General features: G+C 61.5%; 12 protein-coding genes. 4 read left to right on the forward strand and 8 right to left on the reverse strand.

From position 1 onward, the window contains the following. Positions 1-324: a YdbL family protein gene (locus tag ACJ8QF_RS14155; protein ID WP_004930469.1), complete on the forward strand. Its 324-nt coding sequence runs from the start codon at positions 1-3 to the stop codon at positions 322-324. A gap of 119 nt (positions 325-443) precedes the next feature. Here ACJ8QF_RS14155 and azoR read toward each other — a convergent pair whose 3' ends face one another. Further along, positions 444-1049 (reverse strand): FMN-dependent NADH-azoreductase, encoded by a 606-nt coding sequence (azoR, locus tag ACJ8QF_RS14160; protein ID WP_015377994.1) that lies wholly within the window; start codon positions 1047-1049, stop codon positions 444-446. 269 nt (positions 1050-1318) lie between these two features. Here azoR and hrpA point away from each other — a divergent pair, with 269 nt between their 5' ends. Next, positions 1319-5206, forward strand: a complete 3888-nt coding sequence (hrpA, locus tag ACJ8QF_RS14165; RefSeq protein WP_015377993.1) for an ATP-dependent RNA helicase HrpA — start codon at positions 1319-1321, stop codon at positions 5204-5206. On the opposite strand, the gene ACJ8QF_RS14170 is transcribed toward hrpA, so the two are convergent. Further along, complete coding sequence (locus ACJ8QF_RS14170) at positions 5184-6341, reverse strand: MFS transporter (RefSeq protein ID WP_004930459.1); 1158 nt, start codon at positions 6339-6341, stop codon at positions 5184-5186. The two genes, hrpA and ACJ8QF_RS14170, sit on opposite strands and share 23 nt — an antisense overlap. 100 nt (positions 6342-6441) lie before the next feature. On the opposite strand from ACJ8QF_RS14170, the gene ACJ8QF_RS14175 reads away from it, so the two are divergent. Beyond that, positions 6442-7218 carry an AraC family transcriptional regulator gene (locus ACJ8QF_RS14175; RefSeq protein WP_004930456.1) on the forward strand — a complete coding sequence of 259 codons (777 nt, stop codon included), beginning with the start codon at positions 6442-6444 and terminating at the stop codon, positions 7216-7218. Positions 7219-7256: 38 nt separating this feature from the next. On the opposite strand, the gene ACJ8QF_RS14180 is transcribed toward ACJ8QF_RS14175, so the two are convergent. The 3 genes from ACJ8QF_RS14180 to asr form a co-directional block, all read right to left on the reverse strand. After that, positions 7257-8069 (reverse strand): trypsin-like serine peptidase, encoded by an 813-nt coding sequence (locus ACJ8QF_RS14180; RefSeq protein ID WP_004930453.1) that lies wholly within the window; start codon positions 8067-8069, stop codon positions 7257-7259. Between the two features lie 127 nt (positions 8070-8196). Next, positions 8197-8328, reverse strand: coding sequence for a hypothetical protein (locus ACJ8QF_RS14185; protein ID WP_016927581.1), 132 nt, complete (start codon positions 8326-8328; stop codon positions 8197-8199). A 35-nt stretch (positions 8329-8363) separates the two neighbouring features. Further along, complete coding sequence (gene asr, locus ACJ8QF_RS14190; protein ID WP_004930450.1) at positions 8364-8639, reverse strand: acid resistance repetitive basic protein Asr; 276 nt, start codon at positions 8637-8639, stop codon at positions 8364-8366. 184 nt (positions 8640-8823) lie between these two features. Here asr and ACJ8QF_RS14195 point away from each other — a divergent pair, with 184 nt between their 5' ends. After that, positions 8824-9729 carry an alpha/beta fold hydrolase gene (locus ACJ8QF_RS14195; RefSeq protein ID WP_265260735.1) on the forward strand — a complete coding sequence of 302 codons (906 nt, stop codon included), beginning with the start codon at positions 8824-8826 and terminating at the stop codon, positions 9727-9729. Between the two features lie 167 nt (positions 9730-9896). Here the strand turns inward: ACJ8QF_RS14195 and ACJ8QF_RS14200 are convergent, their stop codons facing one another. The 3 genes from ACJ8QF_RS14200 to rstA are packed head-to-tail and all read right to left on the reverse strand — an operon-like array spanning position 9897 to position 13457. Further along, the gene (locus ACJ8QF_RS14200) at positions 9897-11396 is read right to left on the reverse strand and encodes a carboxypeptidase M32 (protein WP_015377988.1); all 1500 of its coding nucleotides are present in this window, start codon (positions 11394-11396) and stop codon (positions 9897-9899) included. A gap of 34 nt (positions 11397-11430) precedes the next feature. Then, the gene (gene rstB / locus ACJ8QF_RS14205; RefSeq protein ID WP_031299665.1) at positions 11431-12735 is read right to left on the reverse strand and encodes a two-component system sensor histidine kinase RstB; all 1305 of its coding nucleotides are present in this window, start codon (positions 12733-12735) and stop codon (positions 11431-11433) included. Then, on the reverse strand, positions 12732-13457 hold the full coding sequence (gene rstA / locus ACJ8QF_RS14210) for a two-component system response regulator RstA (protein WP_004938307.1): 726 nt from the start codon (positions 13455-13457) through the stop codon (positions 12732-12734). Before rstA ends, rstB begins: the two co-directional genes overlap by 4 nt. Position 13458: the final 1 nt, after the last annotated feature.

Consider the following 13458-nt stretch of genomic DNA (forward strand, 5'->3'; position numbering starts at 1 on the left):
ATGAAAAAACGTTATGTGTGGCTGGCCGGCGCCGTCTGGCTGTTCAGCGGCGTGGCGATGGCGCTGACGCTGGATGAGGCGAAGCAGCAAGGGCGGGTGGGCGAAACCCTGAGCGGCTATATTGCGCCGGTGAAACAGGATGCGGAAACGCTGGCGCTGGTGAAGCGCATCAACGCCGGCCGCGCCGAGAAGTATCAGGAAGTGGCGGACGGCAACCATATCGCCGTCGACGAAGTGGCGCGCATGGCGGGGCAGAAGCTGGTGACGCGTGCGCAGAGCGGCGAGTATGTGCGCGGCATCAACGGACAATGGCTGAAGAAATAAAAAAAAGCGCGCCGTCTGGCGCGCTAAATGATACGGATAGATGATTATTATGAGGGTAGTGCAGGTTTGACAGGACTTGCCTTTTGTCCGGCAGGGGCACGGCGCCCCTGCGCAGGGTCTTAGGCAGCAACCACCTGAGACAGGGCCGCTTTGGCGTCTTCCTGGGCTTTGGTGGCCACTTCCGGGCCGTAGGCGATGCCTTCCGCGAAGACGAACTCCACGTCGGTAATGCCGATGAAGCCCAGGAACAGACGCAGGTAAGGTTCTACCAGGTCGGTTGGGGTGCCTTTATGGATGCCGCCGCGGCTGGTCAGGATCACGGCGCGTTTGTTTTTCACCAGGCCTTCCGGACCGTTTTCGGTGTAGCGGAAGGTCACGCCGGCGCGGGCAACCAGATCGAAATAGTTTTTCAGCTGGGTCGGGATGTTGAAGTTGTACATCGGTGCGGCAATCACGATGACGTCATTGGCCTGCAGCTCGGCGATCAGCTCGTCCGACAGCGCCAGCGCTTCTTGTTGACGCGGGGTCAACGGCGCATCGGAAGGACGCAGCGCGCCAACCAGTTCGCCGTCCAGCACCGGGATTGGCTGTGCGGCCAGATCGCGCACGGTGATGGTGTCGCCGCTATGGGCGTTGCTCCATTGCTCTACGAAGAAATCGGCCAGTTGGTTAGACTGAGAGTAGGTCGCCAGGATGCTTGATTTCAGAACCAATACGTTGCTCATCGATAATTCCTTACGTTGTGACAGTGACATCAGGACTCAGCGTCCCTTGCATGAAGTACATGCTATTCACATTCCTCCAACAGTGATAGCGCAATATTTCGAGATCTTCGTTCGATTTTATTGAATGACATGCCGAGGTTTTGCTCGCGGAAGTAGGGCGAAAAAGCCGTTTGTGATAGGCTGTGCGGCTAAAGCAAAAAAATCGCTAAAAAAACATTAAACCGTTGCTAAGCCTGGTCTTGGCGGCGAAGAAACAAGGAACACCGAACGTGAAATCTCCGCTCGAGGCACTGCCGGCCCAACTGGGCGAGCTGATGCTCCGCGATCAACAACGCCTGCGTCGTCGCCTGCAGGGCGCACGAAAAATCAAAAATCCCGATGCCCAGCTGGCGGTTGCCGCCGAAGTGGAAAGCGACATCGCGGCGGCGCGGCAAAAAGTGCTGGCGCGCGCCGCGTCTTGCCCGCGCATTACCTATCCGGAAAGCCTGCCGGTCAGTCAGAAAAAGCAGGACATTTTAAACGCTGTCCGCGATCACCAGGTGGTGATCGTTGCCGGGGAGACCGGTTCGGGGAAAACCACCCAGTTGCCGAAGATCTGTCTGGAGCTGGGGCGTGGGGTGAAAGGGCTGATCGGCCACACCCAGCCGCGCCGCCTGGCGGCGCGCACCGTTGCCAACCGCATCGCCGACGAGCTGGAAACCCCGCTCGGCGGCAGCGTGGGCTACAAGGTGCGCTTCAACGATCAGGTCGGGGAAAACACCCTGGTCAAGCTGATGACCGACGGCATTTTGCTGGCGGAGATTCAGCAGGATCGCCTGCTGATGCAGTACGACACGCTGATCATCGATGAAGCGCACGAGCGCAGCCTCAACATCGACTTTATTCTCGGCTACCTGCGCGAACTGTTGCCTAAGCGCCCGGATCTCAAGGTGATCATCACCTCGGCGACCATCGATCCGCAGCGCTTCTCGCGCCATTTCAACAATGCGCCGATCATCGAGGTTTCCGGCCGCACTTACCCGGTGGAGGTGCGTTACCGCCCGGTGGTCGACGACGGCGACGATACCGACCGCGACCAGCTGCAGGCGATTTTCGATGCGGTGGACGAGCTTGGGCGCGAAGGGCCGGGCGACATTCTGATCTTCATGAGCGGCGAGCGCGAGATCCGCGACACCGCCGACGCTCTGAACCGCCTCAATTTGCCGCACACTGAAGTGCTGCCGCTGTATGCGCGCCTGTCGAACAGCGAGCAGAACCGGGTGTTCCAGTCGCACCACGGTCGCCGCATCGTGCTGGCCACCAACGTGGCGGAAACCTCGCTGACGGTGCCGGGCATCAAATACGTCATCGATCCGGGCACCGCGCGCATCAGCCGCTACAGCTTCCGCACCAAGGTGCAGCGCCTGCCGATCGAGCCGGTGTCCCAGGCTTCCGCCAACCAGCGTAAAGGGCGCTGCGGCCGCGTGTCGGAAGGGGTGTGCATCCGTTTATATTCCGAACAGGACTTCCTGTCGCGGCCGGCGTTTACCGATCCGGAAATTCTGCGCACCAACCTGGCGTCGGTCATTCTGCAGATGACCTCGCTGGGGCTGGGCGACATCGCCGCGTTTCCGTTCGTCGAAGCGCCGGATAAACGCAACATTCAGGATGGCGTGCGCCTGCTGGAAGAGCTGGGGGCGATCGCCACCGCCGACAACGGCCACTATCAGCTGACGCCGCAGGGCCGGCAGCTGGCGCAGTTGCCGATTGACCCGCGTCTGGCGCGCATGGTGCTGGAAGCGCAGAAGAGCGGCAGCGTGCGCGAGGTGATGATCATCACCGCCGCGCTGTCGATTCAGGATCCGCGTGAGCGCCCGATGGACAAGCAGCAGGCCTCGGACGAAAAACACCGCCGCTTCGCCGACAAAGACTCCGATTTCCTGGCGTTCGTCAACCTGTGGGATTATCTGCAGGAGCAGCAAAAGGCGAATTCTTCCAGCCAGTTCCGCCGGCTGTGCCGCAACGATTTCCTCAACTACCTGCGGGTGCGCGAGTGGCAGGATATCTATACCCAGCTGCGCCAGGTGGTGAAAGAGCTGGGGCTGCCGATCAACAGCACGCCTTCCGACTACCGCAGCGTGCACACCGCGCTGCTGACCGGCTTGCTGTCGCACATTGGCCAGAAGGATGCGGACAAGCAGGAATACACCGGCGCGCGCAATGCCCGCTTCTCGATCTTCCCCGGCTCCGGCCTGTTCAAGAAGCCGCCGAAGTGGACCATGGTGGCCGAACTGGTGGAAACCAGCCGCCTGTGGGGGCGCATCGCCGCGCGCATCGAACCGGAATGGATCGAGCCGCTGGCTCAGCATCTGGTGAAACACAGCTACAGCGAGCCGCACTGGTCGAAGTCGCAAGGGGCGGTGATGGCCAGCGAAAAGGTCACGCTGTTCGGTTTGCCGATCGTCGCGGCGCGCCAGGTCAATTACGGCGCCATCGATCCATTGCTGTGCCGTGAGCTGTTTATCCGCCATGCGCTGGTGGAGGGGGACTGGCAGACGCGCCACGCCTTCTTCCGCGACAACCAGAAGCTGCGCGCCGAAGTGGAAGAGCTGGAGCATAAATCGCGCCGCCGCGACATTCTGGTGGACGACGAAACGCTGTTCGGCTTCTACGATCGCCGCATCCCCAACGATGTGGTTTCCGGCCGTCATTTCGACAGCTGGTGGAAGAATGCCGCCAAGCAGCAGCCGGATCTGCTGAACTTCGAAAAAGAGATGCTGATCAAAGACGGCGCCAACAAGATCAGCGCGCTGGACTACCCGAACTTCTGGCATCAGGGCAATCTCAAGCTGCGGCTGAGCTACCAGTTTGAACCGGGCACCGACGCCGATGGCGTGACGGTGCACATCCCGCTGCCGATCCTCAATCAGGTGGAGGAGCAGGGCTTCGAGTGGCAGATCCCCGGTATTCGCCGTGAGCTGGTGATCGCGCTGATCAAGTCGCTGCCGAAACCGGTGCGTCGCAACTTTGTGCCGGCGCCGAACTACGCCGAAGCGTTCCTCGGCCGCGTAACGGCGCTGGAGTTGCCGCTGCTGGACGCGCTGGAGCGTGAACTGCGGCGCATGACTGGCGTGACCGTGTCACGTGATGATTGGCAGTGGGATCAGGTACCCGATCACCTGAAGATGACTTTCCGCGTGGTGGGCGAGAAAAACCAGACGCTGCGCGAAGGCAAAGACCTGGCCGCGTTGCGCCTGCAGCTGAAAGAGAAGGTGCAGGAGACGCTGTCGGCGGTGGCCGACGATGGGCTGGAGCAGAGCAACCTGCATGTCTGGAGCTTTGGTCAACTGCCTGCCTTTTACGAGCAGAAGCGCGGCGGCTATTCGATGAAGGCTTACCCGGCGCTGGTAGATGAAAAGGACAGCGTGGCGATCCGCCTGTTCGACAGCGAAATCGAGCAGCAACAGGCGATGTGGCAGGGCACACGCCGCCTGCTGTTGCTGAATATTCCTTCGCCGATCAAATATCTGCATGAAAAGCTGCCGAACAAGGCCAAACTGGGGCTCTATTTCAACCCGTACGGCAAGGTGCTGGAGCTGATCGACGACTGCATTTCGTGTGGCATCGACAAGCTGATCGCCGAACACGGCGGCCCGGTCTGGCAAGAGGAAGGCTTTGCGCGCCTGCAGGAGCAGATCCGCGCCGAGTTGAACGACACAGTGGTCGAGGTGGCCAAACAGGTTGAGCAGATCCTGACGGCGGTCTTCAACATCAACAAACGGCTGAAGGGGCGGGTGGACATGTCGTTGGCGCTGGCATTGTCGGATATCAAGACCCAGCTCAGCGGCCTGGTCTACCGCGGTTTCGTCACCGGCAACGGATGGAAACGCCTGCCGGACACGCTGCGCTACCTGCAGGCGATCGAGCGGCGGTTGGAAAAACTGGCTATCGATCCGCACCGGGATCGGGCGCAGATGCTGCGGGTGGAGCAGGTACAGCAGGCGTGGCAGCAGTGGTTGAACAAGCTGCCGCCGAAGCGACAGCAGGAGGAAGAGGTGAAGGCGGTGCGCTGGATGATCGAAGAGCTGCGCGTCAGCCTGTTCGCGCAGCAGTTGGGCACGCCTTACCCGATCTCCGACAAGCGCATTTTGCAAACTATCGAGCAGCTTTCGGGTTAAGCTCGGGCGCACCGGCCGGCAAGCGGCCGGCGCACCACAGGCTCAACAGGCCGCACAGCAGCAGCGTGGCGGCCAAATCCTGCCCGCGCGCCGCAATCGTCAGCCCCAGGCCGATCAACAGATAGTACAGCAGCCCGAATAACGCGCCGGCGGTGCCGAGTTGCTGCCGGTAGCGGCTCAGCGCCTGGCTGAGCACATTCGGGATAGCCAACCCGAACGCCAGCATCACCAGCGCACAGGGAAGCAGCATCCACAGGCTGTGTTGCCACCCGAACAGTGCCACACCGCTGGCCACCGCCAGCAAACCGCCCAGCAGGATCTGACGTTTGGCGCTGACGCCGCGCGCCAGCAGGTGGCGGTTCAACAGCGCCCCCGCCAGGCTGCCGAGCGCCAGCATCACACCCGAGTAGCCAAACTGTTGGCTGTTCAACCCCAGCCTTTCGAACATGAACGGCGCCAGGCTGAAGTAGCTGAACACCATAATATTGAAGCTGGCGACCAGCAGCGCCGAACACCAGATGTGCCGATCGCGCAACATCGTCGCCAGGGCAATGCCCGGCGCGGCGGCCGTTGCGGTTTGCCGCGGCCGCGTTTCCGGCAATTTGCCGTAACTCCACAGCAGCAGCACCAGCGCCCAGGCCGCCTGCGCGGTGAAAATCGCCGCGCTGCCGCCCCAGGCGACCAGCGCGCCACCGGCGAGCATTCCCAGCAGCGGGCTGATGGAGAGCGCGATGCCGACCAGCGCGAACATGCGCCCCAGCGCCGGGCCTTGATAGACATCACGCAGCATGGTTTGCGTGACGATTGAGCCGACCGCGGCGCCGAAGGCGATCAGCGCACGGGCGGCCAGCAACAGCGTGAAACTGCCGCTCAGCAGGGCGAGGCCGGCGCCGACCAGATAGAGCGCCAGGCCGGCCAGCATCGCCGGACGGCGGCCGAACCGATCGCAGAAGGCTCCCCAAAAGGCGACGCCGAGGGCGAAGGCGAAGAAATAGATGGATAACGTCTGCCCGGCCTGCGCGGCGCTGACGCCGAAGTCGCTGCGGATGGCGGTGAGCGCCGGGCTGTACAGCGTTTCCAGGATCTGCGGCGTCATGATGACGGTGACGAGCAGCGGTAAAGATAAGCGTTGCATGATGCAGGGGCTCCCTAAATGTTAAGGCGTCAGTATAGGGAGTCGCGTCTTGTTCGATTACAATCATCCGGACAAAAAACAACAGGTATAGGACAATCTGATGGCGCTGATTCAACAGCATCACCCGTTCGACCCGGATCGGCTGCCGGCACCGGCTCTCGGCATCGCGGCTGAACTGGTGGAGCACGACTCCGGGCTGCATTGGCATCAGCGTTCGCAGCTGCTGTATGCGCCGCAGGGGTGCATGACGGTCACGTTGGCGCAGCAGTGGCTGATTCTGCCGCCGACGCGCAGCGTCTGGATACCGGGCGGCATTGCGCATCGGGTGCAGCTGCGTGGCCGCGTCGCGTATCGCTCGCTGTATTTCGATCCGGCGCTGACGACCGCCATGCCGCCACAGGCAGCGGTGCTGGCGGTAAACCCGCTGTTGGCGGCGATCGTTGAGCGCATCGCGCACTGGCCGCTGGACTATGCGTTGGCGCAGCCCCAGGCGCGCGATTTGCTGGCGGTGCTGATCAATGAGTTGGGCGAGGCGCAGCGCGAGAATACCCAGTTGCGGCTGCCGCAGGATAAGCGTCTAGCCGCCTGGCTGGCGACGCTGCCGGAGAGCGACGAGTTGCCGGCGTTGGCGGCGTTGGCGCAGCGTTTGCATCTGCACGCCAAAACGCTGACGCGGCTGTTTCAGCGGGAAACCGGTCTGAGCTATCAGCAGTGGTGCCAGCAGTGGCGGCTGATGCGCGCGATCGAACTGCTGGCGTCGTTGCCGTCGGTCAGCGCGGTGGCACAGCGGTTGGGGTTTTCCAGCGACAGCGCGTTTATCGCTTTTTTCCGCCAGTTCACCGGCACCACGCCGCGGCGCTATATGCAAGGGGGCTGAAAAAGCACAACGGCGCATAATGCGCCGTTGTGAGAGGGTTAGTTGCCCGCCGCCAGGGCGTCCAGCGCGTCGCGGATGCCGGGTACCGCCAGGGCGCGGTTATCGGCGCGATAGCGATCTTTCGCCGCCGGTGCCGAGCTTTGGATGGCGATCAGCTGCCAGCCGTCGGCGGTTTTCAACAGCAACGGTGAGCCGCTGTCGCCGGGCAGGGTATCACACTGGTGCGACAGTACGCCTTGCTGGGCCCAGCCGGTGACCTTGCAGTTTTGGTGGCTGTAGAGGTCATCCAGATGATCCTCCGGGTAACCCGCCTGAGTGATCAGCCGTTTGGCCTGTTTCAGGGCCTGGGTCAGCGCCTTGCTGTCGCCTTGCCACAGCGGCAACGGTGCGATCGGCAGCGGCTTTTTGTCTTTCAGACGGATCAGCGCAAAATCATAAGCGGCCGCAGCGGGCGGGACGATCCAGCCATCGCCGTCCGGCTTCAGCTTTTTGCCCAGCTTGCTGTCGACCAGGGTCTCGATATTGCCGGTTTGATACTGCCAGGATTTATCGCCTGCCACAAAGCGCAGAGCGATGGCTTTATCCAGTTGCCCGGGCGGCGCCAGCACGCAGTGGCCGGCGGTCAGCGCCAGGTGCGGGGAGATCAGCGTGGCGGTACACAGATTGCCGCTGGCGGTTTCGACCTGGCCGATGGCTTGCCACGGCTGGGCGGCGGTATCCGTGACCTTGATTCGTTCATCTTTGCCGAAAAACAGACGCGTTTGCTCGGCCTTGGACGGGCCGTCGGCGCGTGCCGCCTGAGTAGCGATGAGCGGGAGTGAGCACAGCAACAGTAAAACGGATATGCGCATAGATCTCTTGCCTGACAAATACGGATCATCCATAAACACACTGAATGCTAACTATAGACTGATTTAGCAGCCATGTGGATGGGCAATAATTGATTTTTCAATAATTTCCCGCCGGCAATGCGGCAGGCTACAGGTAAAAAAAGACGGCGATCAGTCCGCAAAGGATCAGGGCGGTCAGAACGATCTCGAACAGGTAGCGGCGCAGCATCAATGAGAACCCCCCGATGAAAAAACACCCGGCGAACCGGGTGTCGTACACGTCAAGCCTGAAGCGGTGAGGGGACCCTCACGTCATTACGCTTTTTTGTGGCTGGTTTTCTTGTGGTGCTTTTTAGCCGCCTGGGCTTTTTGCGCCGGGGCTTTCTTCACGGCTTTTTTGTGATGCTTCTTGGCCGCCTGCGCTTTCTGTACCGGCGCTTTCTTGCCGTGGTGTTTCACCTGAGCTTTAGCCGGCGCAGCGGTGGCGGTGGTTGCGGTAGCCGCAGGTGCGGTGGTGGCAGCCTCGGCAGCGAAAGCCACGGAAGACAGACCCATTGCAGCGGCAACAACCAGAGCTAATACTTTTTTCATCGTAGAATCCTCAACATGACTTTTGGGTATCAACCCCACTGCGGGGCCGTTGAAATGATAGTAGGCAAACGGCGCCCGGCTTTCCGTGAGTGATTGGTTTCGGCATGTAACCTAATGTACAGGGCGACGGCGGCGAGGGGATTGCTGCTATAATGACCGCCAGGCGCGATAAAAGGGATTTAAAATGAACGAGATAGTGATTCGTTGTGGCGTAACCGAACAGGGCGAGGTGCCGCTGGCCTATGAGGACTGGGGCGATGAGGCGCATCCGCCGCTGCTGCTCATCATGGGCATCGGCGCGCAGCTGTTGCTGTGGCCTGACGACTTCTGCCGCGCCCTGGTGGCTCAGGGGTTTCGGGTGATCCGTTATGACAACCGCGACGTCGGCCTTTCCGGCAAAACGCAGGCGCAACGCACGCAGCCGTTGTGGCTGCTGATGCTGCGCGCCCAGCTCGGTTGGCAAACGCCGGTGCCTTATACCCTGGCGGACATGGCGACGGACGCGGCGCATCTGCTCGATCATTTACGCATCCCGCAGGCTCACGTACTGGGCGCTTCGATGGGAGGGATGATCGCCCAGGTGCTGGCCGCCGAATACCCGCAGCGCGTCGCCTCGTTATGCATCTTGTTCTCCAGCACCAATCAGCCGCTGTTGCCACCGCCGGCGCCTTCGCTGCTGTGGCTGTTGGTGCGCCGGCCGGCGGCCGATTTGACGCTGCAGCAGCGCCACGAAGGAATGAAGGTCTTCCTGCGCGCGCTCGGTACCCGGTTTTATCCGCCGGAGGAGGCGGAGCTGGATGCATTGGTGAATCGGCTGTTGAAGCGGGGCGTGGATCCCGAAGGCGTGCAGCGGCAACTTTCCGCGTTGCTCGGCAGCGGCGATCTGCGTCGCTACAGCCGGCGCATAGCCGCGCCGACGCTGGTCATTCACGGCGATCGCGATCGGCTGGTACGCAAGGCGGGTGGGGTGGCGATCGCCCGCGCGGTCGCCAACGCCAAATTGCATATCATGCCAGGCATGGGGCATGACCTGCCGGCCTCGTTGAGGCCGCAGCTGGCGGCGATGATCGCCCGTCATGCACTGGGATGAGAGGCCGGAATGCCGGCGTTTCTTGCTATTTTAGTTACAACATACTAATGGTGAGTGGCCACACGCCACTCTGTAGCCAAGGCGATGTCGGCACAGAACGTGCGTTATGAAGCATTATCCGGTCTTACAGGCGGGAAAAGGGCGCGGCAGGGCCGCGCCAGGGGAGATTACAGGTAGCGGTTTTCCAAATGCTGGCGGAAATAGCGTGGGTTGAGCGCTTCGCCGGTTGCGTTGGCGATCAGCGTCTCGGTCGGGAAACGGCTGCCGTGGCGCCAGATGTTGTGCTGCAACCAGTGGAACAGCGGCTGCAGGTTGCCGGCGGCGATATCTTCGTTCAGCGAAGGCAGGGCCTGACGCACGCTGTGGAACAGCTGCGCGGCGTACATCGCGCCGAGGGTGTAAGTCGGGAAGTAGCCGAAGGCACCGTCGGTCCAGTGAATATCCTGCATGCAGCCGTTGCGGTAGTTGCCGATGGTGTCGAGGCCGAGGTAAGCACTCATCTTCTCATTCCACAGCGCCGGAATGTCTTCCACTTCAATGTCGCCTTCGATCAGCGCCTTTTCAATTTCGTAGCGCAGGATGACGTGAGCAGGATAGCTCACCTCGTCGGCGTCGACGCGGATCAGGCCCGGTTTAACGCGCTGGTTGAGGCGAATGAAGTTGGTCTCTTCCAGCGCCGGCTGTTCGCCAAACTGCGCGGTGACTAACGGACGCAAGATTTTCAGGAATTCATTGCCGCGCGCCAGCTGCATTTCGAACAGCAGGCTCTGCGATTCGTGGATAGCGGTAGAACGGGCCAGGGCGACCGGCTGGCCAAGCAGATCGCGCGGCAGATTCTGTTCGTAACGGGCGTGACCGGTCTCGTGCACGATGCCGAGCAGCGCGGTCAGAAACTCTTTCTCGTTGTAACGCGTGGTGATGCGTACATCTTCCGGCACGCCGCCGCAGAACGGGTGGGCGCTGACGTCGACGCGGCCGTTGTCAAAGTTGAAACCGAGCAGTTTCATCACGCTCAGGCTCAGCTGGCGTTGGGTGTCCACATTGAACGGGCCCTGCGGCGCCTGGCAGGGTTCGTTGGCCTGTTTGGCCACCACGCGTTGCAGCAGATCCGGCAGCCAGGTTTTCAGATCGCCGAAGATACGGTCAAGATCGCTGCTGCGCATGCCCGGCTCATACAGGTTGAGCAGGGCATCATAACGGCTTGTGCCTGCCGCCTGCGCGCGGATCTGCGCCTCTTCCCGGCTGAGCTTGACCACCTCGCGCAGGTTGTCGGCGAAGCCGTCCCAATCGTTGGCCGGGCGCTGGGCGCGCCAGGCGTGTTCGCAGCGCGCACCCGCGAGCGACTTGGCCTCGACCAGCGACGCCGGCAGCAGCACGGCGTCTTCATATTGGCGGCGCATCTCGCGCAGGTTGGCGCGGTCGAGTTCGTCCAGCGTCTCTTGCTGCGCGCGATCCAACAGCGCGCCGGTGCTTTGTGCGGTTAAAATCTGGTGCTGCAGTACGCTCAGCTCGGCCAGCGCTTCGGAGCGCGCCTTGCTGCCGCCCGGTGGCATCATGGTTTGCATGTCCCAACCGGCGATGGCGGACAGGTGGCCGAAACGCGACAACCGGCTGAACAGGGCGCGCAGGTGATCGTAAGCAGACGTGTTGGAATGTGCAGATGTCATTATTATTCGGCTCCAATGAGAAGGTCTGGCGGCATTATGCCAGATCGGCTTTTAAACTGAATGTCGGCTTTACCGGCCAGCAGAAACGGAAACTGGCGCCGCCGAGCGAACTGCCTTCGACGAACACCTGCCCCTGGTAGGCGACGGCGATGGAATGGACGATGGCCAGTCCCAACCCGCAGCCGCCGGTAGCGCGATCGCGGCTGGGGTCGAGACGGACGAAAGGTTCAAACACCCGTTCACGCTCTTCCGGCGGAATGCCCGGCCCGTCATCCTCGACCTGCAAGCAGGCGAGGTCGCCGTCAAACCACAGGCCGACGCGCAGACGCTGTTCGGAATAGCGCAGCGCGTTGTTGACCAGGTTGTCGAGCACGCGCTCCATCAGGCGCAGATCGACGCCGCCGAAGTCGCCGACGTGTGGGATATCGAGCTGGATGTCACGTTCCTGATGAATAAGACGGATATCATCGACCTTGTCCTCAAGCCATTTTGGCAGATCGATGGGTTCAATGTTTAACGCAACCTGCGGGCGGTCCAAACGGGCATAGGTCAGCAGCTCGTCGATCAGCGACTCCAGCTGGCCGATATCGCGGTTCAGCGCCTGCTGCTCGCTTTCGGACAGATTATCGCTCATTTCGAGCCGGTAACGCAGGCGCACCAGCGGCGTTCGCAGCTCGTGCGCGATGCCGTCGATCAGCTGTTTCTTGCTGGCGATCAGGGTGTTGACGCTGTCGGCCATCTGGTTGAACGCCACGCCGAGCCGGCTCAGGCTGGAGGTGGGATCGAAGTGGGTGCGCTCATCCAGATGCCCGGCGCCGAGCCGCTGGGCGGCGTTTTCCAATTTGAGCAGGTCTTGCCAGTGCGGCCGCATCCACAGAAACACCGGCAGCGCCAGCGACATGCCGATAAACACCAGCAATACCAGATCCAGCAGGCGCATCTGGTGTAGGTAGAACAGATAAGGAATGGGGCCGACCACTAACACGTAGTGGCTGCGCGGAATGCGCTGCATAAAGGTGTACTGATCGTCGAGGGCGATGATTTCCCCCAGCCGCAGCCGTTTTTTCAGATCCTCGCTCAACGCCTGTTTGCCGAGCGGTTCGATATGCAGTTTGAACGACAGATTGAGATCCAGCGTGGCGATGGTCTTGTTCCAGTCCTTCAACGGGATTTCGCGCAGCTCGCTGCGCATCAGGTACAGCGAACTTTTCATCAGATCGTCCATCGACTGGCGGCCAGCGCGCTCGGCGGTCACCTTGTACACCAGGCCAACCAGCATCGCCATCACCAGAAAACAGACGAACAGCAACAGGAAGAACTGGACGAAAAGTTTTCTCATTGTTGCACCGATGCCCAGGCGTTAGGGGCGAACAGATAGCCTTTATTGCGCACGGTCTTGATGCGGAACGGTTCCAGCGCGTTATCGTACAGCTTGCGGCGCAGGCGGGAGATCGCCACGTCGATGCTGCGATCCATGCCGTCATAGCTTACGCCGCGCAGGTTTTGCAGCAACGCCTCACGATCCATGATCTGCCCGGCGTGGGTCGCCAATTCCCACAACAAATCGAAATCCGAGGTGGACAGGGTGATCGTCTCTTCGCCCAGCGTGACCTGCCGGTTGACCGGATCGATGCACAACAGCCCGAAATGCAGCGCGTTGTGCTGGGTGAGCGGCTGAACCGACTCTTCTTTCGGCTGCTGGCTGTGTTGGCGCAGGTGCAAACGCAGGCGGGCCAGCAACACCGCCGGCGGCGTGGTTTTCAGGATATAGTCGTTGGCGCCCATCTCCAGCGACAGAATATGGTTCATGTCGCTGTCGAGCGAGGTGAGCAGCACGATCGGGCCGGGGAAGGTAGGGCGCAGATCGCGGCACAGCGTCATGCCGTCTTTGCCGGGCAGCATGATGTCCAGCAGCACCAGATCGGGTTGCTCGCGCTCAATGCGCGCCTGCGCGCTGTCGCCGCGCGGTTCGATCAGCACCTCGATGTCGTGTTTGCCCAGATAGGCGGCGATCAGCTTGCCGACTTCAGGATCGTCTTCCACAAAAACAATTTTATGCATA

Source organism: Serratia sp. CY81684, from assembly GCF_052166595.1.
Classification (GTDB): Bacteria; Pseudomonadota; Gammaproteobacteria; order Enterobacterales; family Enterobacteriaceae; genus Serratia; species Serratia nematodiphila.

What these genes read in the sequence shown, in the direction of transcription:
- ACJ8QF_RS14155 (WP_004930469.1), top strand. Translation starts at nt 1, where the DNA reads ATGAAAAAACGTTATGTGTGGCTGGCCGGCGCCGTCTGGCTGTTCAGC.
- azoR (WP_015377994.1), bottom strand. Translation starts at nt 1,049, where the DNA reads ATGAGCAACGTATTGGTTCTGAAATCAAGCATCCTGGCGACCTACTCT.
- ACJ8QF_RS14170 (WP_004930459.1), bottom strand. Translation starts at nt 6,341, where the DNA reads ATGCAACGCTTATCTTTACCGCTGCTCGTCACCGTCATCATGACGCCG.
- ACJ8QF_RS14175 (WP_004930456.1), top strand. Translation starts at nt 6,442, where the DNA reads ATGGCGCTGATTCAACAGCATCACCCGTTCGACCCGGATCGGCTGCCG.
- ACJ8QF_RS14180 (WP_004930453.1), bottom strand. Translation starts at nt 8,069, where the DNA reads ATGCGCATATCCGTTTTACTGTTGCTGTGCTCACTCCCGCTCATCGCT.
- asr (WP_004930450.1), bottom strand. Translation starts at nt 8,639, where the DNA reads ATGAAAAAAGTATTAGCTCTGGTTGTTGCCGCTGCAATGGGTCTGTCT.
- ACJ8QF_RS14195 (WP_265260735.1), top strand. Translation starts at nt 8,824, where the DNA reads ATGAACGAGATAGTGATTCGTTGTGGCGTAACCGAACAGGGCGAGGTG.
- ACJ8QF_RS14200 (WP_015377988.1), bottom strand. Translation starts at nt 11,396, where the DNA reads ATGACATCTGCACATTCCAACACGTCTGCTTACGATCACCTGCGCGCC.
- rstB (WP_031299665.1), bottom strand. Translation starts at nt 12,735, where the DNA reads ATGAGAAAACTTTTCGTCCAGTTCTTCCTGTTGCTGTTCGTCTGTTTT.
- rstA (WP_004938307.1), bottom strand. Translation starts at nt 13,457, where the DNA reads ATGCATAAAATTGTTTTTGTGGAAGACGATCCTGAAGTCGGCAAGCTG.